The sequence below is a fragment of the Pseudoalteromonas atlantica genome, from assembly GCF_043641955.1.
Classification (GTDB): domain Bacteria; phylum Pseudomonadota; class Gammaproteobacteria; order Enterobacterales; family Alteromonadaceae; genus Pseudoalteromonas; species Pseudoalteromonas atlantica_A.
The window spans coordinates 374,273-397,807 of sequence record NZ_JBHZRV010000002.1 but is presented as its reverse complement, the minus strand read 5'-3'; the positions used below and the strand labels follow the sequence as shown (position 1 = coordinate 397,807).

General features: G+C 38.8%; 21 protein-coding genes. 6 read left to right on the top strand and 15 right to left on the bottom strand.

Annotated features, from left to right (window positions below; translation table 11 throughout):
- Positions 1-45: 45 nt before the first annotated feature.
- From ACHUE3_RS05320 to ggt, 3 genes are all read right to left on the bottom strand, one after another.
- Positions 46-756, bottom strand: coding sequence for an SIMPL domain-containing protein (locus tag ACHUE3_RS05320; RefSeq protein WP_394190903.1), 711 nt, complete (start codon positions 754-756; stop codon positions 46-48).
- A gap of 105 nt (positions 757-861) precedes the next feature.
- Positions 862-2,556, bottom strand: coding sequence for an NAD-dependent malic enzyme (locus ACHUE3_RS05315; protein WP_394190901.1), 1,695 nt, complete (start codon positions 2,554-2,556; stop codon positions 862-864).
- A gap of 168 nt (positions 2,557-2,724) precedes the next feature.
- Positions 2,725-4,506 (bottom strand): gamma-glutamyltransferase, encoded by a 1,782-nt coding sequence (gene ggt, locus ACHUE3_RS05310; RefSeq protein ID WP_394190899.1) that lies wholly within the window; start codon positions 4,504-4,506, stop codon positions 2,725-2,727.
- 86 nt (positions 4,507-4,592) lie between these two features.
- Here ggt and rrtA point away from each other — a divergent pair, with 86 nt between their 5' ends.
- Positions 4,593-5,180: a rhombosortase gene (rrtA, locus tag ACHUE3_RS05305; protein ID WP_394190897.1), complete on the top strand. Its 588-nt coding sequence runs from the start codon at positions 4,593-4,595 to the stop codon at positions 5,178-5,180.
- Positions 5,181-5,210: 30 nt separating this feature from the next.
- On the opposite strand, the gene ACHUE3_RS05300 is transcribed toward rrtA, so the two are convergent.
- The 6 genes from ACHUE3_RS05300 to ACHUE3_RS05275 all read right to left on the bottom strand — a co-directional run bounded on the left by ACHUE3_RS05300 (position 5,211) and on the right by ACHUE3_RS05275 (position 13,521).
- Positions 5,211-7,703 (bottom strand): S9 family peptidase, encoded by a 2,493-nt coding sequence (locus tag ACHUE3_RS05300; protein ID WP_394190895.1) that lies wholly within the window; start codon positions 7,701-7,703, stop codon positions 5,211-5,213.
- Between the two features lie 111 nt (positions 7,704-7,814).
- Complete coding sequence (locus tag ACHUE3_RS05295) at positions 7,815-8,984, bottom strand: endonuclease/exonuclease/phosphatase family protein (RefSeq protein WP_394190893.1); 1,170 nt, start codon at positions 8,982-8,984, stop codon at positions 7,815-7,817.
- Positions 8,985-9,917 carry a YeiH family protein gene (locus ACHUE3_RS05290; RefSeq protein WP_394190892.1) on the bottom strand — a complete coding sequence of 311 codons (933 nt, stop codon included), beginning with the start codon at positions 9,915-9,917 and terminating at the stop codon, positions 8,985-8,987. It lies immediately after the preceding gene.
- A gap of 229 nt (positions 9,918-10,146) precedes the next feature.
- Positions 10,147-11,295 carry a 5-(carboxyamino)imidazole ribonucleotide synthase gene (locus ACHUE3_RS05285; protein WP_394190890.1) on the bottom strand — a complete coding sequence of 383 codons (1,149 nt, stop codon included), beginning with the start codon at positions 11,293-11,295 and terminating at the stop codon, positions 10,147-10,149.
- Between the two features lies 1 nt (position 11,296).
- Entirely contained in the window at positions 11,297-11,779 is a 483-nt protein-coding gene (gene purE / locus ACHUE3_RS05280) for a 5-(carboxyamino)imidazole ribonucleotide mutase (RefSeq protein ID WP_058558774.1), read from the bottom strand.
- 155 nt (positions 11,780-11,934) lie between these two features.
- Positions 11,935-13,521: an ABC-F family ATPase gene (locus tag ACHUE3_RS05275; protein ID WP_394191657.1), complete on the bottom strand. Its 1,587-nt coding sequence runs from the start codon at positions 13,519-13,521 to the stop codon at positions 11,935-11,937.
- 433 nt (positions 13,522-13,954) lie between these two features.
- Here ACHUE3_RS05275 and ACHUE3_RS05270 point away from each other — a divergent pair, with 433 nt between their 5' ends.
- The gene (locus tag ACHUE3_RS05270; protein WP_394190887.1) at positions 13,955-15,166 is read left to right on the top strand and encodes a porin; all 1,212 of its coding nucleotides are present in this window, start codon (positions 13,955-13,957) and stop codon (positions 15,164-15,166) included.
- Positions 15,167-15,338: 172 nt separating this feature from the next.
- Here ACHUE3_RS05270 and ACHUE3_RS05265 read toward each other — a convergent pair whose 3' ends face one another.
- Entirely contained in the window at positions 15,339-15,824 is a 486-nt protein-coding gene (locus tag ACHUE3_RS05265) for a GNAT family N-acetyltransferase (RefSeq protein WP_394190885.1), read from the bottom strand.
- Between the two features lie 77 nt (positions 15,825-15,901).
- On the opposite strand from ACHUE3_RS05265, the gene ACHUE3_RS05260 reads away from it, so the two are divergent.
- The gene (locus ACHUE3_RS05260; RefSeq protein ID WP_394190883.1) at positions 15,902-16,114 is read left to right on the top strand and encodes a hypothetical protein; all 213 of its coding nucleotides are present in this window, start codon (positions 15,902-15,904) and stop codon (positions 16,112-16,114) included.
- 135 nt (positions 16,115-16,249) lie between these two features.
- On the opposite strand, the gene ACHUE3_RS05255 is transcribed toward ACHUE3_RS05260, so the two are convergent.
- Positions 16,250-16,417 (bottom strand): hypothetical protein, encoded by a 168-nt coding sequence (locus tag ACHUE3_RS05255; protein WP_394190881.1) that lies wholly within the window; start codon positions 16,415-16,417, stop codon positions 16,250-16,252.
- Positions 16,418-16,666: 249 nt separating this feature from the next.
- Between ACHUE3_RS05255 and bktB the strand changes: the two genes are divergently transcribed.
- Positions 16,667-17,860: a beta-ketothiolase BktB gene (gene bktB, locus ACHUE3_RS05250; protein WP_394190879.1), complete on the top strand. Its 1,194-nt coding sequence runs from the start codon at positions 16,667-16,669 to the stop codon at positions 17,858-17,860.
- Positions 17,861-18,026: 166 nt separating this feature from the next.
- Here bktB and ACHUE3_RS05245 read toward each other — a convergent pair whose 3' ends face one another.
- The 3 genes from ACHUE3_RS05245 to ACHUE3_RS05235 form a co-directional block, all read right to left on the bottom strand.
- Entirely contained in the window at positions 18,027-18,341 is a 315-nt protein-coding gene (locus ACHUE3_RS05245) for a hypothetical protein (protein ID WP_394190877.1), read from the bottom strand.
- A 569-nt stretch (positions 18,342-18,910) separates the two neighbouring features.
- The gene (locus ACHUE3_RS05240; RefSeq protein ID WP_394190875.1) at positions 18,911-19,207 is read right to left on the bottom strand and encodes a hypothetical protein; all 297 of its coding nucleotides are present in this window, start codon (positions 19,205-19,207) and stop codon (positions 18,911-18,913) included.
- Between the two features lie 255 nt (positions 19,208-19,462).
- Positions 19,463-19,660 carry a hypothetical protein gene (locus tag ACHUE3_RS05235; protein WP_394190873.1) on the bottom strand — a complete coding sequence of 66 codons (198 nt, stop codon included), beginning with the start codon at positions 19,658-19,660 and terminating at the stop codon, positions 19,463-19,465.
- A gap of 724 nt (positions 19,661-20,384) precedes the next feature.
- Between ACHUE3_RS05235 and ACHUE3_RS05230 the strand changes: the two genes are divergently transcribed.
- Positions 20,385-21,653, top strand: coding sequence for an IS110 family RNA-guided transposase (locus ACHUE3_RS05230; RefSeq protein WP_394190871.1), 1,269 nt, complete (start codon positions 20,385-20,387; stop codon positions 21,651-21,653).
- 34 nt (positions 21,654-21,687) lie between these two features.
- Here ACHUE3_RS05230 and ACHUE3_RS05225 read toward each other — a convergent pair whose 3' ends face one another.
- On the bottom strand, positions 21,688-22,617 hold the full coding sequence (locus tag ACHUE3_RS05225; protein WP_394190869.1) for a hypothetical protein: 930 nt from the start codon (positions 22,615-22,617) through the stop codon (positions 21,688-21,690).
- Positions 22,618-22,977: 360 nt separating this feature from the next.
- On the opposite strand from ACHUE3_RS05225, the gene gloA reads away from it, so the two are divergent.
- A complete protein-coding gene (gloA, locus tag ACHUE3_RS05220; RefSeq protein ID WP_394190867.1) occupies positions 22,978-23,505 on the top strand; it encodes a lactoylglutathione lyase in 528 nt (175 codons plus the stop codon).
- Positions 23,506-23,535: the final 30 nt, after the last annotated feature.

Genomic DNA, 23,535 nt, shown 5'->3' with positions numbered 1-23,535 from the left:
AACATAGCCACGGTGAGAAGTATATTTCTCACCGTGGTGTATCTTTTAATTTTCGATTAAGTAAATTGCATAACTTGATGCAGAAATTGTAATTTCCCCTGCATGATATGAATCAGGAACTACGCCGCCTGACTCACTATCAGATAACATAGCCATTTTAGCTCTTGCGTAAGGTTGTACACTGGTATCCATCGGACTCATTGAGGCACTGTACAAACCTTTAATCTCAACACCATAGTCAGTAGCAAACTCTTTGGCAGCTTGGCGGGCATCTTTTATTGCTAACTTTTGTGCTTGTTGGTGTAACTCATTATATTTACTTGACACAAATTGCGTGTTGTTAATTTGGTTGATACCTTCATTAACTAAGCTTTGTAATAGTGTTGGGTATTTATCAATTGAATTAAGCTTTATTGTTATATTACGCGATACTCTAAAACCAACAAACTCTTGTGCATTTGTTTGCCGATTATATTTGGTTTCACGGTATATATTGATTTGCCCTGCATTTATGTCTTTATCTAAAGCACCAGAATTTTTAGCAAGTTTAATTGCTTTAGCCATGGTTTTGTCAGCTTTATTTTTTGCAGCTAGTAAGTCTTTATCAATTTCTACAATGCCGACGTTTAGTAAGACAGTGTCAGCAGCCGTGGTAATTTCTGCTTGGCCTTGAATATAAATATGCGGCGCACTTGGTGTACTTTCAGCAAACACATTAAAAGTGAGTGCCGCAGCAAGTAAAGGTAAATAACGCATAACATTCCTTAATAATTAAATTCCGTCTATTAGATACCGTACGTGGTTAATCGAAAATGAACAAGCGAAAAAAAACAGACCGAAGTCTGTTTTTCAATTACTGCTTTAGTTACTTACACGTTTATAATTACGATACTTAGGTAACCAATAATTTTTATCGATTGCGGCCCATAACATGTCATCAGTTATCTCAAGTGCCACACCTTCTTCAATCGCTTTTTTTGCTACCCCAAACGCAATCCGTTTACTTAAGGTTTCAATTTCAGTCAACGCGGGTAACAAGCTACCCTCACCTGTGTTAGCTCGCGGTGAAGACTCTGCTAATATTTCACTTGAAACCATCAGCATTGCATCAGTAATTCTGGTTGCCTTTGCAGCAATAACACCTAAACCAATACCTGGGAAAATATAACTATTATTACATTGTGGGATTGGGAACGTTTCACCGTTGTAAACAACTGGTGAGAATGGACTTCCTGTAGCTACAAGCGCTTTACCATCAGTCCATTTAATTACGTCCTCTGGTAATGCTTCTACTTGTTTAGACGGGTTACTTAATGGAAAGATAATCGGTTGTGCACAATTACTATGCATAGCGCGAATAACTTGCTCGGTAAATAAGCCCGGTTGGCCAGAAACACCAATTAAAATATCAGGCTGAGCGCAGTGCATTACATCTAATAATGATGCAAATTCACCGCTGTATGTCCACTGTGCTAAATCGTCAGTTTGTTGCGCCAACGCTTGTTGGAAATCACGAAGCCCTTGCATGCCTTGTGTTAACAAACCAAAACGATCAACCATAAAAATTTGGCTTCTTGCTTGTGTATCTGAAATTCCCTCAGAAACCATTTGGCTAATGATTTGTTCAGCAATACCACAGCCTGCAGAGCCCGCACCAACAAACACCACTTTTTGTTCTGAAAGCTTTTCACCCTTAACACGACATGCAGCCAATAAAGACCCTACGGTTATAGAGGCTGTACCTTGAATATCATCGTTAAAGCTGCAAATTTCATTGCGATAGCGTTTAAGTAAAGGCATTGCATTAGGTTGTGCAAAGTCTTCAAATTGTAAAAGCACATTAGGCCAGCGACGTTTCACTGCCTTAATAAATAGATCTAAAAATTCATCATATTCATCTTGGGCTATACGTTTATGGCGTGCACCCATGTACATTGGGTCATTTAATAGTTTTTCGTTATTAGTGCCCACATCTAACATTACTGGTAATGTATAAGCAGGGCTTATACCACCACATGCAGTGTAAAGAGACAATTTACCAATCGGTATACCCATGCCACCAATACCCTGATCGCCAAGGCCTAAAATACGTTCACCATCGGTAACAACAATAACCTTAACTTTACCTTTGGTCGCATTACGCAGGATATCGTCTATTTGATAGCGATCTTCATATGATATGAATAAACCACGTGCACTGCGATAGATGTCTGAGAATTTTTCACAAGCATCACCGACTGTTGGGGTATAAATAATTGGTAGCATTTCTTCAAGATGATCACGCACTAAACGATAATACAAGGTTTCGTTATTATCTTGTATTGCGCGTAAATATATATGCTTATTAAGATTATCACTAAAACTTGAATATTGTTGATAACAACGCTCAACTTGTTCTTCAATTGTTTCATAGCGTGGCGGCAACAAACCCGCTAGGTTAAAACTTTCCCGCTCTTTTTGAGTAAATGCACTACCTTTATTTAATAGAGGAGTTTCGATCAAGCCCGGGCCTGAGTGATGAATATAAAGATAATTTGGATCGGTATTTGTAGTCATAATTCCAAGCTTAGCGATGTCTTTTAAATTTGATCTGTCATTATTAGGCATGAATAAAAAAAAGCAATGAGATTCAACCTTGTCAGACCATTCACAATGAGAAAAAAGCGCAATGAATCACCGCGCTTTATAGTATATTGTACATTATCTTAAGAATACGATTAAGGATTATTCGTCAGAATTAGATGCTTTAATTGCAATATCTTTATCCCCTAACGCAATACCTTCACGGCGAGGATCAGCTGCACCATATAAAACACCATTTATTAGTTCAACTGCATGTAAACCTGAGTTTAAATCCCTAATGTAAACAGTATGTCCACGCTTAGTAAGCGATGCCTCGAGCGCTTCTACCGGCATACCTTTTTCAATTGTAGTGTAACGATTACGGTTTGTTACACGACCAAGATTAATTGCTTGTTGAGCGGTTAAATTCCAATCTAAAACGCCAATAAGCACATGCGCAACATAATTAATAATACGGCTACCACCGGGTGAACCCACAACTAAACGCAAACTTCCATCCTTGTTAAACACCATAACTGGTGACATAGAGCTTCGCGGGCGTTTTCCTGCTTCAACTCGGTTGGCTAAAAGTTTGCCATTTTTTTTCGGTGATAACGCAAAATCAGTTAACTGGTTATTTAATATATAGCCATTAACCATGACCGTTGAGCCAAATGCCATTTCAATTGAACTGGTCATTGAAACCGCATTTCCAGCACTGTCTACAATTGACACATGCGACGTTGAGGGTAATTCATAAGCATCATCCTGTGCATAAGCTAACTTTTCCTTAGGCTCTCCAGCTACAGCAGGTGTATCTTTTTCAGTAATAAGTGCACTACGTTGTTTTATATAGTCTGCTTCGAGGAGTTCTTGAGTAGGAATATGCGCAAAATCAGGGTCGCCCATGTACACATTACGATCGGCAAATGCCAAGCGTGATGCTTGGGTAAAATAATGAATGGCTCGTTCTGAATTAGGCTCGTACTGTGCTAATTGTTTATTCTCTAGTAAAGCAAGAATTTGAATGACTGCTACACCACCGCTGCTAGGTGGGGCCATCGAACATACGGTGTACTCATGATAAGGCGCACAAACAGCGTCTCGTTCTACACTTTTATACTCTTTCAAATCGTTTACTGACAAAGTACCTGGTGCTATTTTGCTGGTTTGAACTGCTTCAACCATTTGCTTAGCGTTATCACCTTTATAAAAAGCATCAATTCCATTGGCCGCAATTGCTTTATAAATATCGGCTAAAGGCTGGTTCTTTTTTAGAGTACCAATTGCTAGGGGCTCACCATCGATAAAAAAGTAATCACGAATAACATCCAGCTCAGTTACGCCAGGGTTAAAACGCTTGGCTAGCAGTTTATGTAATCTTGGGGATACTTTAAAACCTTGCTCTGCTAATTGAATCGCTGGTTTAAACAATTCAGCCCAAGGCAGCTTACCGTATTGTTTGTGTGCGTTTGCAAATGCATGTAGCACACCAGGTACACCCACTGAACGCCCTCCCACTACGGCTTCAATCCACTTAACCGCCTTACCATGTTTATCTAAAAAAAGTGTTTCGTCTGCATTTTCTGGTGCGGTTTCACGGCCATCAAAACTGGTTAATGTATTTGTTTTATAGTCAAAATACATCATAAATGTACCGCCGCCAATGCCAGAGGATTGTGGCTCGACCAAGGTTAAAACTAATTGCGTTGCAATGGCGGCATCTATCGCACTACCCCCTTTTGCCAATATAGATTGACCCGCTTTAACGGCATATGGATTAGCAGCAGCAACCATGAATTGATCACCGGCAACTTGCTGCTTTGCATAATGGCCTGTTGCCGCTTCTGGCTCACGTGTTTCTCGTTCTGTGGCACTGCTGGCTAATGTGGGAAGTAAAACACTTGCAGCTAAAATGGCCGATTTTGAAAACTTAAATAACATAAAATAGCTTTATTACACCTAGATAATTGGCATCTTAAAATTAAACGGGCACAATATGCAAAAGAATGCTGTAAAAAAAGAACAAAATGCTCAATTTACCCCTTCAACTTCGTTATATCTTACCTCCACTTTGCTTGATGGCATTTAGCACATTACTCGCAATGTTAAATTTGAATGATTTACTCGAGTTTAACCGTGAGTTAATAGAACAAGGCCAAGTGTGGCGTTTAATAACAAGCCAATATGTCCATGCTAACCTGGCTCATTTAGCTTTGAACTGTGCTGGCATTTTACTTATTTGGTTACTCCATGCAGAGCATACAACACCAAAAACGTATGCTATTCATACCTTATTACTGGCAATATGGTGTGGTTTTGGCATTTATATATTTTGCCCGGACATACACATATACACGGGATTAAGTGCATTACTGCATGGGGTTATTGTATGGGGCGCTGTAAAAGATATTAGTGTCGGTATGAAAACAGGCAGTCTGTTATTTGTTGGTATTTGGTTAAAAATAGCTCATGAACAATACGCAGGCCCAAGTGAACAAGTTGGCCAATTAATCGCTTCTAAAGTGGCTATAGATGCACACCTAATTGGTGCCGTTGGAGGAATTGTTTTAACAACCCCGTTGATTATTAAAATGATAAAAAAAACGCCAAACTAAGTTTGGCGTTTTTCTTTATTTATTAAGGAACTAAAGCGTTTCTTTAAACAACTTATAAATACGACGATATTCATCTAACCAGCTTGAAGGCTGAACAAAGCCATGTGGTTCAACAGGGAAAATAGCCGTTTCAAAATTTTCTTTTTCAAGCTCAATAAGACGCTGTACTAAACGAACTGAATCTTGGAAAAACACGTTATCATCAACCATAGGTGCATTGATCAACAAGTGATTCTTTAACCCTTCAGCAAAGTAAATTGGTGAACTTCTTTCATACGCAATAGGGTCTACATCTGGGTGGTTCAAGATATTAGACGTATATGGTGCGTTATAATGTGCCCAATCAGTTACAGGACGAAGTGCAGCACCAGATTGAAATAAATCAGGCTCTGTAAATAATGCCATAAATGTCATAAAGCCGCCGTAAGAGCCACCATAAGTGCCCACTGCACCGGTATCAACATTGGCATTTTTAGCCATCCAGCTAACACCATCTACTAAATCTTGTGTCTCTGGTGTACCCATTTGGCGATATATAGCTGTACGCCAGTCACGACCATAGCCCTTTGAAGCGCGATAATCCATGTCCATTACCACGTAACCTTCAGAAGCTAAAAGTGAATGGAACATAAACTCGCGGAAGTATCCAGACCAACCCATATGAGAGTTTTGTAGATACCCAGCACCGTGGTTAAAGATAACGGCTTTACGATTTTTTCCGCTCTCGCCTTCAACATAATCAGCAGGATAATAAACTTTAGCGTAAATTGGTTGCTCAGTGTGGCTTGAAGGAACCGCAACAATCTTAGGTGCAATTAATTGTTTTGCTAAAAATTCATCAGAAACTGTATCGGTCAATTGTGTTGCTTTTGCATTTGCGGTGGCATCCGCGACAAACAATTCCGGTGGCGCCATAATCTTAGAGTGAGTTAATAATAGCTTTGATTCATCTGGACTAAGTTGATAATCAGTCATGCCATCTAAATCAGTGATCTGCTCCGATTGTGCTGTTTGCGGATCCACACGATAGATTTCATAAAGGCCCGGGTGCTCAACGTTTGCTTTATAGTAAATAGCAGTATTATCAGCAGTTAGTGTTAAGTTAGATACAACAAACTGACCTTTAGTAAGTTGGGTTGCTTTACCGTTTAATGGTTTTTTATAAATGTGGCTGTAGCCAGACTCTTCTGATAGATAATAAAGCGTATTTGAATTATTTAACCAACCGAAATCATTGTAGGTATAGTTAACCCATGCATCATCATGTAAGCGGTGCTGAGAGACAAGTGCATTGCTTTTGAAATCAACTGATGCAATCCAGCGGTCTTTGTTATCCCATGCTTCAAGCATCAGTGCAACTTGAGAACCGTCGTGATTCCATCTGATAGCACTTTGAGACCAGCCCCAATCCATCATTAGGTTAATTGCACGAGGTTCTTTCTTCGACTCGTACGTCTTACCATCACGCGCGTGATTTTCTTTTTTTACAGCTGCAAGTACATCTTCATCAAAGCCTGGTAGCGTATCAAAAGCTAGCGTGTTTTGAGTTTGCGTTGCTAAATCAATATATATCACTTCAGATGTTTGCGGTTTTGAATCAGCAACTCGACGGCGCACTTTTTCAGCTTTTACACCCGCGTTATCTGTGATGTAGTTAGGCATAATATCTGCGTCTTCACGCCACGGGCGGTCTTCAGTCACAACGGCAATCAGTGCTTGCCCATTAGGTGACAATTGCACATCGGCAATACGATTACCTTTGCCTAAGTAAAACTGTGAATTAGCAATACTTGCATTTTGCTCATTCAACTGCTCTTTACGTGCTTGTTTATCAAGTTTGTTTTTATGCGTTAACGCTATGTAGTCAATCAGTTTATGTTGCTCTTTGGCAATGTAACTACTTGGCTCTTTAACGCCTGATGGTTTATCAGCAAGGTGAAGATTAACAAGTTCAACGCGTTTACCTGTGTTTAAATCAACCTTAAAAAAAGCATTTGCTTGGCGAAATGCAAGTGACCCGTCAGTTAAAAACTGAGGTTTAGATTGCCTAGCACTGTCATGGGTGATCTGAGTAATGTTACCTGATTGAACGTTCTTTACGAAGATATTACCTTCAAAAACATAGCTTTGCAGTGATTTGTCTGCAGAGTACACTGCATTTTTAGCACCTAATGAATGTAACTGCGAAAGCGCAACTTGACTAGCTTGTTGAGCGTTAATCGCTTGCGTGTACAAATCGCGTAGCGTATTGCCTTGTTGTTTTTGTGCATACACAATATTTTTTGAATCTGCGGCCCAAAAAGCACGCTCTGGCTGGCGGCCCAACCAATCAGGATGCGCCATAGCTTGCTCAAGTGTTATTTGGCTTGTACCTGTGTCGCTTGGTGTTGCTACAACACTTGCAACCGGTGATTTAGAGGCTTGTACTGATGGCGTAGAGGCAGTCGTTTGACAACCGCTAAGCATAAAGCTTGATGCGATTGCCAACGCGATTAACGTTTTATTTGCTGTTTTTACAATCATAGTGTTTCTTGAAGATTATTATAATTGGCTTAATTTAAGCAGAACCTGCCTTATGATTGCAATTTTTTAAGACAAACAGACAAACTTTACAGCTAGATTAAAGTTATGACCCTATTTTACAATGAGATCTAACCACACCATTCGGTGATCTGAAGATGCATTACGGTCTTTAATTAAACGATATAACTCACTATTTTTAGTGGGCCAAAATACACCTCCGCCTTCAACACTTAAACCATACTCTGAAGGGAGCACATAGTCTGCCCTTGCAGCCCAATACGCAGTATATGAAGCTGCATAACTTTCAGAAAAACTACTCGCAGCACCTTTGCTGACAGGCGTAAAACTACTGTTTATAACTGGATTATCCAGTAATTGATTTGTTGTGAGTGGGCGCTTTTTATCCCCCTCTGGTGCTGCATTTAAATCACCCAGGATCACAAAGCGGGTGTCAGGTTTAAGGCCTCCTTTATTACCTTTATCGTCATAAATGTAAGCGGCATTATCAACATAATCTTTTATCAGCCTAATTTCATCATGATTTCGTTTACCATTACGATCTTCGTCACCATCAAAAACAGGAGGGGTTGGGTGAGACGCGAGTAAGTGAACTGTTTTACCTTTAACTGTAATCGGTAAGTCCCAAAATGATTTAGAACTCAGTCGCATCGCTTGCCACTCTTGTTCGTTATACCAGTTTTCACCCGTTTTAGGGTCTATGGGCATTTGAGCATTAGGCATATCTTTATACTTAAACGTTTGAAGAGTGCGCGCTTTATCAAAATCAATCGGGTAGCGCGAGAGCAAGGCCATGCCATAATGCCCTTCAAAAAAGCCAAAACCATATGCATCTCCTTGAACACCACTTGCCTTGCCATCGTTATCAAAATCGAATGGTGATGCTAAGCCTGTGTTTACGGGAGCTATGTATGTATATGGATAATCAATCGCTGGTTGTTTCTTCTGACTAACTTGTAAGTAGTGCTTTTTAAAATACTCAATGCCTTTTGCTTTATCAACATAGTCAAATTCATTTAATAGCAAAATATCGGGTCTAATACGCTGTATAATTTCAGCAATATTTTTTATTTGTTGATGATCACTTTTTAACGCATTGACCAGCGCATCCGGGTTTATTTGTTCACCCCTAGACGTGTAATTTGTTGCGTCCATACTCACATTAAAAGTTGCCACGCGTATCGGAGCTGCAGCTACATTATTTGTGTAGCCCACTAGTATTGAAGACGTCGCTAACGCCATTAAAACTCTATTAAGTTTCATTTAAATAAACCCATCTAAAATTAATAACAAAATAACCCCACTCACGATAATCCATAATAACGTGGCCATTATAAAAGGTTTAACGCCGGCCTGCCTTAAAACAGAAAGTGACAAACCACTGCCGATTAAAAATAAGGTTACAACTAATACCTGTTTGGCAACACTATTTAATGCAGACCAAATTGATGAATAATCTGGTAGATATGTATTGATAAGTGCAGCCGCTAAAAAGCCGACTATAAATAATGGAATACTGGCTTTTTCTTCAGAGCGCCAGAATACGCCTGCCATTGTTGTATAAGGGATGATCCACATGGCTCGTGTTAGTTTTACGGTAGTAGCAATACTTAACGCTAGTGCGCCGTATGTAGCTGATGCACCCACTACACTACTGGTATCATGAATTGCTAACGCTGCCCATAAGCCAAACTGTTCTTGGCTTAAATTTAAATAATGACCAATCGTTGGGAACAATAATAAGCCCACACCATTAAGTAAAAACACCACCCCTAAAGCAACAGCAACTTCGTGATCTTTAGCTTTAATAACCGGTGCCATCGCAGCGATTGCGCTACCACCACAAATGGCAGTACCAAATGAAATTAACACCCCTGTATTACGGTTTAATTTAAACACCTGAGTGAGTATTTCACCCAAGCCAATGATAGCTGTAATACTAACAATGGTTAAAACTAAAGAGCTGCGCCCTACTTCTATAACTTGATTAAAATCTACGGCAAAACCAAGTCCGATTACGGCGGCTTTTAATAACCATTTACTCGCTGATTGCGAAAATTCCGCGTACGGGTTACCTAATATTATGGCAAACGCAGCACCTACAACTAAGGCAACACCTGGTCCCATTAGAGGCGTGATACATAACCCTAATAAAATAATATAGGCAAGTTTAATTAAATTAGTTTTAACGGGCATATTATTCCAAAATACAGCAATAATTAATTTATTCGTGCTACTGCATTGAAGAATGACATAAAGTTTTCATTAAAAAAAGAAAATGCGGTCATCTGTCCACGATTAGACTTACAAAGGATAAAACGATGCAATTTAAGGGGTTAAATTGTAATTATTGAAAAATAAAATATGGGTTGCTTAGAATAACTAAATAGTAAAAAAAAGCCGAGATAAACTCGGCTTGAATAGATTAATTTAAAATCAGTGCTGCACTAGTTTCAATAATACCAGGGTAGTCACCCTCAGGCAGAATATCGGCCAATTCAGCAAGACGTTCGCCTAGCTCATGCAGGTTAGATGCTGAGACATTAATATGGCCCATTTTACGTCCTGGTTTTGCCGTTTTACCGTACCAATGGCTTGTAACATCAGCAATACGCAAAACTGATGCTGGAATACTTGATTGGCCAAGTACATTAATCATCGCGCTCACTTGCTTAAGCTCAGTGTTGCCCAGTGGCAATCCTGCAACAGCACGCATGTGGTTCTCAAACTGTGAACAGTGAGTCCCTTGTTGAGTCCAGTGACCCGAATTATGTACGCGAGGCGCTAATTCATTTACTAACAATTGGCCACCCACATCAAAAAACTCAATAGCAAGCACACCAACGTAATCAAGCTCATCTGCAATTTTGTTAAATGCATCTTCTGCTTGCTGTTGAATTGTTGACTTCTCTTTACCAGCGATAGAAAGCGTAAGCACACCATTAGTGTGTTGGTTTTCAGTTAGCGGATAAATAGAAGTTTTACCGGCTTTATCGCGCGCACCAATAATAGATACTTCGCGATCAAATGGGATCATTTTTTCAGCAATAATTGTATGCGGTGCTTGCTCAGTACCTGATGCTATAAAATCAGCCATTTCAGACCAGATTTGGTCTATTTGATCATCTGACTTTAAGCGCCACTGCCCTTTACCATCATAACCTGCTTGGCATGTTTTGATGACCAATGGCTTACCTAGCATTGATACAGCTTCTACGAGGTGAGCTTTTTCTGTGATCAGCTTATACGGCGCGCACACTACATCTGTTTTACTAAGCAATGCTTTTTCTATAGCACGGTCGCCGCCAGTTTTAATTGCCGCTTTACCTGGGTAAAACTTATCACTGGCACAACAAAGTGTAAGTACATCGTCAGGAATATGTTCAAACTCTGCAGTTATGGCATCAACCTGCGCTATCGCTTGTTCTAACGTTGTATCGTAAACTTCATTAGTTAAAGGATGCACAATTTTTTTGCTGCCTACATCATAAGCAACAACATTCAGATTTAGCGGTGCGCCCGCTAAACTCATCATGCGAGCTAATTGACCGGCACCTAATATTAATATTTTCATATTACTCTGCTGGATTTGGGTTAGCTAAAATAGTCTCTGTTTGTTCTTTACGGAAAGCTTCAACCTTTGCAAAAATCTCAGGTTGTTGGCAGCCTAAAATTTGCGCTGCAAGTAAACCAGCATTAGCTGCACCGGCATCACCAATTGCTAAAGTACCTACCGCCACACCCTTTGGCATTTGGCAAATTGAAAGTAACGAATCAACACCATTGAGTGTTTTTGATTTAACAGGCACACCCAATACTGGTAATGATGTAAAAGCAGCCGCCATACCTGGTAAATGCGCTGCACCACCGGCACCCGCTATAATTACTTTAATACCACGGTCGCTTGCCGAACTTGCATAATCAGCAAGTAATTGAGGAGTTCTGTGTGCTGAAACAACTTTGGTTTCGTACGCAATGCCAAATTTATCAAGCATAATTGCTGCGTGTTCCATAGTTGGCCAATCTGATTTGGAACCCATAATAATGCCAACAGTCATAAATACTCCTCAGTAAACTAATTTCGAACCAATAGCGGACTTTTGTCCTTATTTGAAGGCGGCTATTATACACGTATTAAAGATAAAATCGCGAAAAACAGCCAATAAAAAAGCCATGACATGCATGGCTTTAAAATATCTATAAAAACGCGCTTTTACGCTTCTTTGCTTGCTAGGTACTCTGAATAAGTACCTCTAAAATCAATAATCTTAGAGTCTTTTACTTCCCAAATACGCGTAGCAAGTGAAGATACAAATTGACGGTCATGCGATACAAACATCAACGTACCTTCGTAAGCCTCAAGTGCTAAGTTAAGTGCTTCAATAGATTCCATATCCATGTGGTTGGTAGGTTCATCCATTAGCAATATATTTGGCTTATGCATCATAATCTTACCAAATAACATACGTCCTTGCTCACCACCTGATATAACTTTAACTGATTTTTTAATATCATTTTGTGAGAACAACATGCGTCCTAAAAAGCTGCGAACAACCTGCTCATCATCGCCTTCTTGTTGCCATTGCTCCATCCACTGGAACAAGTTCATATCTTGTTCGAACTCGTCGGCATGGTCTTGAGCATAGTAACCAATATTAGCGTTTTCAGACCATTTAAACTCACCTTGCTTTGGTGCTAAGCGACCCGCTAGTGTATTTAGTAATGTTGTTTTACCAACACCGTTCTCACCAATAATAGCAATACGCTCACCAACTTCAACGAGCCCTTCAAGCCCAGTGAACAACATTTCTTCAAACCCTTGGCCTAAATTGTTAAGTTCAAGTGCATTACGAAATAACTGTTTTTCTTGTTCAAAACGGATAAATGGTGTTTGACGAGAAGACGCTTTAACTTCATCAAGTTGTATTTTATCAATTTGTTTAGCGCGCGACGTTGCTTGTTTAGCTTTTGATGCGTTTGCAGAAAAGCGTGATACAAATTGCTGTAGTTCAGCAATTTGGCTTTTCTTCTTCGCATTTTCGCTTAATAGGCGCTCACGTGCTTGCTCTGCTGCAAACATGTACTCATCATAATTACCTGGATAAAGGCGTAATTCACCGTAGTCTATATCGGCCATGTGTGTACACACAGAATTTAAGAAATGACGGTCATGGGAAATGATGATCATGGTGCAATCACGTTGATTCAATACATCTTCAAGCCATTTAATCGTGTAAATATCCAAGTTATTGGTAGGCTCATCCAACAGCATAATATCTGGATCTGAAAATAAAACTTGGGCTAACAAAACACGTAATTTAAAACCCGGTGCAATTTCTGACATAGGACCATAATGCTGGGCAGTATCAATACCTACACCCATTAACAACTCACCCGCTTTTGATTCAGCTGAATAACCATCCATTTCGGCAAATTCAGTTTCAAGATCGGCAACACGCATACCGTCTTCTTCACTCATTTCAGGCAAGCTATAGATACGGTCGCGTTCTTGTTTGATTTCCCATAGCTCTTTATGGCCCATGATCACAGTATCAACAACTGAGTATTCTTCATAAGCAAACTGGTCTTGGTTAAGTTTTGCAACTCGTTCATTAGGATCAGTACTAACATTACCAGCAGAAGGCTCAAGTTCACCACTTAAGATCTTCATAAAAGTTGATTTACCACAACCATTCGCACCAATTAAACCATAACGGTTACCTTCGCCAAATTTTGCAGAAATGTTTTCAAATAATGGTTTAGCACCAAATTGCATGGTGATGTTAGCTGTACTAATAATAGCGCTACCCTCCAAGGGGAAATTAAGAAATTTAATTGGCGGGAGTTTAAACCAAAAACAGTGTTTTTTCTATGAATTATTGGTTATGTAAACTCATCAAAATGGGTGTAAACACACATACAATATTTTAAGAGCAAATAGTCATTAAAATTTGTTAAAACTAATCGCTAATTACACGTTTGTTACCTAATGATTGGATAGCTGACACTGTGTTCTTCAGCAGCTTTATTAAGTAGAAGCCAGCATAAAACCAAGCACCTTACGGTTATAAATAACACAATAGAGCTCGAATTAATTAAATTATTAATTTGGCCTTAATATTGTGTATTTCCTCTATCTATTTTTAATGATTTTTTTTCACTTTACGTAATTTGTACCTTTGTTACGCTTGCGCGCCCAATGACAACACACACGTAAATAAAAGGTCTACTTAATGAAAAAAGGACTATCGACACTTATAACAATAGCAATATTAGGTTCAAGCAGTGTCAATGCGCTAGAAATATACAATGATTCTACTAACAAATTTACTGTAGGAGGATTTATTGATGCCAGAGTAATAAATACCCAAGGGCAAACAGAAATCGTAAACGGCGCATCTCGTATTAATTTTAATTTTAGTAGACAAATAAAAGACCAATTAAAAGCAATTGCGGTGCTTGAATGGGGTGTAAACCCTGTAGGTAGCAGCGACATTATTTATAATAACCGCTTTGAGTCTATACAAGATGAATTTTTATATAACCGATTAGGTTATGTGGGCATTGTTCATAATAAGTATGGTCAATTGACCATCGGCAAACAATGGGGTGCTTGGTACGATGTTGTTTACAGTACAAATTACAGCTTAGTGTGGGATGGTAATGCCGCAGGTGTTTATACTTTTAATAAAGATGATGGCGCTATAAATGGCACCGGTCGAGGTGATAAGTTATTACAATACCGAAATACATTTGGCGATTTAAGCTTAACAGCACAAGTACAATTTAAAAATAATGAATTTTATACTTGCGATATAGAAGCCATCTCTGAGTCAGCGTGCGAAACGCTTTTTAACAATAACAGTAGTGTCGCACAACAGGTAGAATACAACTCAACTTATGGTGCAGCTCTAACTTACTCATTATCAAACAAACTGACACTAACAGCAGGCATAAATCGAGGCGAATTTAATGTTGTTTATGCTAAAGATAACATTACCCAAACCGCCGAAGATTTAATATACGGCGTTGGTGTAACCTATGGCAACTTTGCTAACAAAGGCCTCTATGTTGCAGCAAATATAAATAAAAACAAAAATCACGATACCGACAACCTAGGTCGATTAATCAAAGAAGCTGTGGGTTTAGAGTCAATGGTCGCTTATCGATTTGATAACAATATACGAACATTTCTAGCTTATAACGTGTTTGATGCGGGTGACGATTATGTGATTCAACCTAATTTTAATGCAGATCCCAACGACACATTTAAACGACAATTTACAGTAGTTGGTTTACATTATTTATTTGATGAAAACACCCTTGTTTATGTTGAAGCACGCAAAGACTTTAGTGATTTCTCAAGTGATGATAAAGAGCAAGAGAAACAAATGGGCCTATCAGAAGATGATGGTATCGCCATTGGATTTAACTATAGCTTATAAGTCAACGGATAGAAGCCCTATTAAATAGGGCTTCTATCCTCTTCATAAAGGTCTGTTTCATTGAGAGAAATACTTCCCCACCTATTTTGAAATACCATTAAAATAAAATGAGTTAGCTCATAGCTAAGTTATTATTATCAACAAATAAGTATGATGTGTTCTTTTGTGTGTTTTACTTATATATCCATACATTATCTTGCTCTTTAACAAAACCAATACTCGTAAGTAGCTTTATAGAACGACTGTTATGCACATGAACGCGTGCATAGATTGATGTAATTTTATTATCAAGCAAGGTTTTAAAGTGTTTTGCTGTAATTATATAATTAAGCACTTCGTACATATAACCACAAGACCAATAACGAGTTGATAACTCAAAACCCAGCCACGCTGTTGTGTCTATTATATCGTATAAACCCACACTACCCATTAACAATCTATCTTCATTATTAATAATGGCTAAACGAACACCTTTTTTATCATAAAAACTAGCAATATCATTTTGAACCATCTGCTTTAAGCTTTCTCTACTTAAAGGTGATTCGTAATCATTAAATTGTGCTACTTCTGGCTCATTTAAAATAGTAAGTAAACTAGCCGTGTGTTTATGTGTTATCAAACACAGCGATACTCGCTGTAAGTGTATTGGGTTTAACATGTAAGCAAAATTAAAGACTTTATAGAAGGCTATTATTACCTTAAGATACTCAGTCTTCAAGTATAAAGGTAAGCGTAATGAGTGAAGATTTTAAAGTTATTCAGCCAACTACCACTGTTTATTGCCCTAAAAGAGGCGAAGGTTGGACACTAACAGGCATAACAAGTATTGAGGAGTTTACCTCTGTGATGTTTGACGGCGTGCGTTACACCCTACCCGCCAGAGAAATTGTTGAACAACTTCTACCAAATCAATTAGCAAGAGAAAGTAGCAATACATCAACTGGCTAAGCAGGTATTTAGAATGTTTACGCTGTTAGAGTTTGTGTTTAAAAAAAAGCTTCACTAGATGTGTGAAGCTTTACTGTATTAAATGTCTTTGGTGCTATTTAATACGGTTTGAAGTGGTGGCTAAATAAAATTAAATCAGGATGATTTCTTTTTCTTAGGGAACACGCCAAACCAAAATGCCATTTCAAGAACAAAACCAGTAATAATAAATACAAACACTCCTGATGAAATGCCATACGAATAACTTGCGATTGCAGCTATGACCAATGCTGTCAAAATCAACACGCGTGTTAATATACTCATACTAATTCCCATAAATCTTCTAGATGATTTAAATAATCATGTACTTAACGTTTAACCTACCTTAATAGCGCATCAAGTTACTGTCTATATATTTAATGTTACTGATTATTTCAGCCAACAAAGTTCAAATACGTTCATAAAATAAGGGTGTTGAGTTGTTTGAAGATAATTTATCTTTTATGCGATAAAGTAAATCCTCGAACTAGTATTTACACAACACAGCTTTAACAAACAATAAACGAGACCACAATGACAACAACTAACAATAACAGCGTTGTAATATTAAGTGCAGTGCGTACTGCCATCGGAGGCTTTGGCGGCAGCCTTAAAAATTTTACTCCTGCACAGCTTGGCACTCTTTGCGCAAAAGAAGCCATAACGAGAGCAAAATTGTCACCGGAGGAAATTGGCACATGTGTTATCGGTAAAGTAATCCATAACGGCCCTAAAGATGCTTACCTTTCACGAGTAATCGGTTTAGACGCGGGTTTACCAATTAGCAGCCATGCAGTTACACTTAATCGGTTATGTGGCTCAGGCCTTGAAGCAATCATTCAAGCCGCTCAGCAAATTCAATTAGGTGACGTTGATGCGGCCTTAGCCGGTGGCACCGAAAGTATGAGTACCAGCGCGTACACTCTCGCCAGTAATCGTTGGGGGCAAAAAATGGGCGACAGCATAATGATTGATGAGCTCACCACCACATTACAAGACCCATGGGATAACAACCCAATGGGCATAACCGCTGAAAACATAGCAAATAAATATTCCATAACACGCGAACAGCAAGACGAATATGCCGCGCAAAGCCACCATAAAGCGGCTAACGCCATTGCAGCAGGCCACTTTAAAGAGCAGATTGTGCCAATCGAAGTTAAATCACACAAAGGGACACACATTTTTGATACCGACGAGCACGTACGAGCCGATACCACAGGCGACAAGCTCGCCACTTTAAAACCGTATTTTAAACACGAAGGCACAGTTACTGCCGCTACCTCATCTGGTATCAATGATGGCGCTGCAATGTTAGTACTTATGTCTGAGCAAAAAGCCAATGAACAAGGTTTACACTCTCTCGGGCGATTGATTGGTTATGCCAGAGCAGGTGTTGATCCTACGTTAATGGGTATTGGCCCTATTCCTGCCGTACAACAAGTAATGGAAAAAACAGGCTTAACCATTGAGCAAATGGATGTAATCGAATCAAACGAAGCCTTTGCAGTACAGGCGCTTTGCGTAGCTAACGAGTTACATTTCCCAAAAAACAAAGTAAACCCGAATGGCGGCGCAATTGCACTTGGTCACCCAGTAGGTGCAACCGGGGCTATTTTATCGACTAAATGCCTTTACGAGCTTAAACGTATTAACGGTAAGTACGGGTTAGTCACTATGTGTATCGGTGGCGGACAAGGCATAGCCGCTATTTTTGAAGCACTTTAAAGTATTACGGAGCAAATATAACTTAAAAATTAGGTTACTTATGAGCCACCAGCAAAAAGCGATGGCTCATAAATACTTGTTTTTATTTGATATCTGAAGCCCAGTTTGACCCCATGATGACCTGAGATGCTATAGGTTAAAAATATAAATGGTCTATACTAAAAAACTATAAATCGATGTCGAAATCAACCCCACTATCCTTGCTCCCCGATAAGCGTTTAAATAAACGTCCAAGTGTACGGAAAAACCAAATAACAAATTCAATAGGAAACTCAATGACACACTCTAGCACATCAAATATGGCGTTTTCTGAATTACGCTTACCACGCTTTTTACTTGGCCAGATGCTGTAAGCAAATAGATAAAAAATAAAACCTGCAAGCATGTCTTTCCAATCGAACTGAAAGAAAAGAAGACTCATAATGAGTAATGTACCTGCTATGAACCCCAAAGTGGCTAACGTTATCCTTAAAAAATCCATATATGTTTAATCCTTTAAAACGACTTATAAACAACGAAGAATATCGTATGTATAATTAATTTTAATTAATAAATTAAGCTCATCTGAGAAGTACCATAAAACACAATAAACAATACCTGATCCTAACCGATTTGTTTGAATCGTTTCACATTTTTTAAAACCTTTGATGGCTTAAGTCGAGGTTTGAACCCAGTCACTCTTTTATTTAAGACAAACGCATAACGTGAAGGTTTGTTAATTGCAGTCACGTCCACTCAAGCTCTGCATAAGTTTTCTTATCATGTTCTGGGAAATCTTTGGTGTATTCACCCCAGCCCATATATTCATAATACTGGGTCATAGCTTCAAAGTTTGATGAAGCTTCGCAAGTCCAAGTAAGTTTAGCCCCTGACTCTAAAAGTTTGCGAGCCCCGTCGCCTCAAGGGCCAGAGAGGCAAAACGTTTGCTCATCCTCATTTTCTATCCAGAGTTCATGTTTCATAAATATTGGCATGTAACGCCCGATTCACGATTAAAAAAAGTGGGCTAAATTTGAGTGACGCGAAGAGCCCGCTGTTTTTAATCCCTGTTTAATCCCTGTTTAATTGCTTGTTAGAGTTACATTTACCAAATAATTTGTGAAAAGAAAACCAAGCCAAAACAATTAACAGTAGTATTATAAATAGCACAGTTACAGCCATAAACTCTATTTGATATTGAAATGGCGAAGCAAAGCCACTGAACTCAGTTTGGGCAAAAGAACAAGAATCTGTTCCTAACCTATTTTGAGTTAATGTGCCTCCACACAAGGTCACTGTTAATGAACTTACTATGGCTAATATAATTATTATGGCAATACTGATAATTTTTTTAGCTTTGTCTTTCACTCTGGTCCTTAAGCAACTCTAACGAGGCTGTAAAATAACACCAACAGCCAAAACGGTTTGAAAAACGAGCTCCCAAAATCATTTCTAAGCACTTTTACTGGATTAGGTAATGCATTTGGAACCCATTTAAAGTGATTCTACAGGCTCAACACCGCCAGCACGTGCGGCTTTGTAGTGAAGGCGAAGCAGCAGCGAAAAAGGCGTCGCCGTGCCTCGCTTTGTTATAAGCCCGATACTTGATGTTTAAATAATTCACTAAAATAACCCAGCTATTTTTGTTAATGCTACGAATACTAACAATACAACAACTACATTAGGGAAATACGGATGTTTTGTTTTCATCCACGCTAAAGCCGGTGATTTTTTAGAAGTGGTCAGAACACCGCCAAAGTGCAATGCACCAATTATGCAAATAATGACAACTAAAATGCTATTCGCGGGTTCAGAGATCAACGTAGCTCCTAGGGCTTATAACGAGCCTGTAGATTAACTCGTTTTAAATTTATTTTTATTGATGAATCAACCATAGCCGAGTTCCTATTTTGGTTCAATCAGTTATCGCTAGTTTACATAAAATATAAAAAAGAATGTGCGGTTGTTTTAATGGCTGTTTTAGAGGGAGTTACAGGTGCTTGAGTCGCTATATTTAGGCTTAAAAGGGCCTCCCTTTTTATTAATGCAGCCTGTTTGCAGCTTTTCTATGTTATGAGCAAGGCAATACTGTTGCCGCAGAATGAAGTAAATGCATTCACTTTCGTTTGACCGTGCAAGTTCAATTTATTCATGCCCTTCTTGACGGTCATACCCCGCCTTTTATATACAATAAAGCAGACTCTATTTACTCGAGTCGTTTGCTATTTATTTAACAAGCGCTTGATGTATGAAGTCAAGATTTGACCCCTTTCACTTTCTTAAATCTGTTTAAGCGCCTTATAGTTACTCCGTTCCATTCATTAATGTGTTTACCTAGCTCATTAATACATGGAATATACTTCTGTTGGTCACGAATATTTGAGTGGAAACAATCTATGTTTGTAACAAGACTTTCGGGCCAACTGGAGTCATTTGTTTCAATACGCATACTCAGGGATTGTCGTTGAACCGACTATCTATAAGACCTGCGAGAAACACTGTTTATCTCTATCTACTCTTTCACTTTACCTCTAGGAGGCCCAAAATGGAAGCCTTTAACGTCTCAGATTTTGCTGCCCTTATCGGGATCGATTGGGCCGACCGTAAACACGATATTTGTGAAGTAAATCGCGATACAAACACACAACTTTTAAGCGTTATTTCATCTGAGCCTAAGTCAATTAATACTTGGGCGCTTGAATTAAAACAACGCTACAACGGCAGGCCTGTTGCCGTCGCCTGTGAGCTTAAAAAAGGCCCGCTTATATACGCACTCAGTAAATTTAAGCACATTGTACTATTTGTTATTAATCCATCCAGTGTCGCAAAATACCGTGCCGCATTTTCGCACAGTGGGGCGAAAGATGACCCTACTGATGCGATTATTCAAGTTGAAATTTTACAACTTCATATGGATAAATTAACGGTAATTAGGCCTGACTCAGAAGACGTTAGATGTCTTGCGCAACTTGTCGAATATCGTCGTAAATTAGTGCAAGATAGGGTTAATTTAACCAATAAAATAGCCACAACACTAAAAAATTATTATCCCCACGTGATTGATTGGTTTAAAGAAAAAGACACTCAAATATTCTGTGACTTCTTATTACGCTGGCCCTCTCTTGCTCACGCTAAAAAAGCGAGAAAACAAACACTACTCGACTTCTTTAATCAACATAATTCCCGCTACCCTCTCGTTAATGAGAAGCGGATAAAAGAAATAAAGGATGCAGAAATACTCACCGAAGATATGGCGGTGATAACGCCAAACTTATTGCTTATTGAATGCCTCGTACCGCAACTTAAACAGCTGATGATGGCAATAACACGATTCGATGACGAAATTAAAACACTTTATAAGCAACATACAGATCGCGCTATTTTTGATAGTTTACCGGGTGCAGGGCCACAATTAGCCCCTCGATTATTAGCCGCTATGGGGTCAAATCGTGACCGCTATAAGTGCGCCGCTGACATACAAAAATACGCAGGCATTGCTCCCGTAACCGAACGTAGTGGTAAAAAGGAATGGATACACTGGCGGTACTCATGCACTAAGTTTTTAAGGCAAACGTTTGTGGAATGGGCTGGACTCTCTGTGCGGTATTCATTTTGGGCAAAAGCCTATTATCGGCAGCAAGAAGCCAAAGGAAAACCTCATAATACCATCATCAGGTCATTGGCATTTAAGTGGATACGGATCCTATTTAGATGCTGGAAAACACATACGCCCTACGATGAATCAACTTACTTAACGGCATTGAAAAGTAAGGGATCACCGCTGTTAAAATTTGCGGTGGAAAGTGGGCTTTAGTGCTTGCTGTCCACCTCAGGGCGTGTTGTTAGCACTAGTACGGAGGATAAAATGACCAAGGGCTTTTATGATCATGATTTTCTTCTCGCCTACAATGCTCAATCACTTTATTTCTTAATTCTTCATAATTATCTTTTAAACTGTATATGCAAAGAAGCAGAGATAAATTAAGTAAAGTTCCACCAATAGTTTGGAAGTTTGTACTTCCGTGTAAAGATTGATTTCTCCATGAATATATAAGGTCAAATGGGTCTTTAGAATCATCTAAGCTTGAAATATGAACTCTGAATTCTTGCAAAAGTACCTTGAGTTCAGAATCTGCAATTTCATCATACACAAGATTTAAGACATCTCTGATGCTGGAGCATTGTGCACCAATTTTATAAGTTCTTGGTTTTCCAGCACGACTTTTTACTTGAAAAGTAGACTTAACCGTCCCGTCCATATTTAAGTATGTTGAACTTACTCGTTTTAGAGTCGATTCAAGTAATGGGAAACCGATATAAGCCAATATTAGAGATGAGTCATATAGGAAGTATCTAGCATGATGCGGAATTTTTTGTTCAGATTCGTATTGTAACTGATGCTCTTCTGATGATCTGGCTGGCTTCTTACAATTTACAAGTGAAGCTCTGATTGAAGCCTGAAACAATGACTTCATTTCATGTTCTTCATTAGTAAAGTATTCAGAGCGACTACCTACGAGAACTTCAGCACACCATGACCATAACCCAAAGTGATCTTCCACAACGATTGTATTTAATCCTGGAAGTAATAACACTTTAGATAAACCTAGAATTGAAGCCAATAAAGCCTGATGTTCCAACTCGTGGAACCTGATTCCATTTGCAAAAAGTCTATATTTTTCAGAATTAGCACCGATTGCAATACCACCATCAGGTGTTTTAACAGATGAACACCACTGCTCACATAAACTTTTTATTTCCTCTGGGGTGGTTGCCATATAGTTTCCTTCATACTGAATAAATAATCCAATAGAGTGCTAACAACTTTGTCTACGACATTTGTCGTTTTATAAAGCGACAAATGTCCATATATTACATTTCATTAATCTTAGCCCTCAAATAAATAAATGTAAACAACTAGTTAACTTCGGCTCATACTTTATAAATGCAGAAAAAGCCCTGCGCTGTATAAATAAACAGTACAGTTAAATATGCTACTTTTCGCTTATAAAACATCCGAATCATTGGCTAGTAATTTAGTTAGGTGGTTTTAATTTTTGCCGCTGTTGCTTATGATGAGTGTATTAACTGCCTTTTTAAATCTATTAAGGTTTACAGTCATTTCACTAAGGATAAGTATGTCGAGCTATAATGAAACGCCAGAGCAAATTTCACAAGCCACCGAAGGCTTTGTAATGCAACAGACCATGTTACGTATTAAAGATCCCAAGCCGTCAATTGAATTTTATGAAAACGTATTAGGTATGAAGCTACTAGGTAAATATGACTTCCCCGCGATGAAATTTACGCTGTACTTTTTAGGCTACGAACAAGATATGCCAAAGGGTGATGATAAAGAAAAGACCGAGTGGGTATTTGGTCGCCCTGCACTTATTGAGCTTACTCATAATTGGGGCACCGAGAGCGACGATTCGTTTACTGGCTATGTAAGTGGTAATGAAGAGCCAAAAGGTTTTGGCCATATTGGCATTAGCGTACCAGACGTATACGCTGCGTGTGAGCGCTTTGCCAAGTACGATGTTGAGTTTATTAAAAAGCCAGACGATGGCTCAATGAAAGGCTTAGCGTTTATTAAAGACCCTGACGGATATTGGATTGAAATACTTTCCCCTGCGGGCATAACTGACATTATTCAAACACAATAAGCCGCTATTAAAATTAAAAAGCCTGCAAAT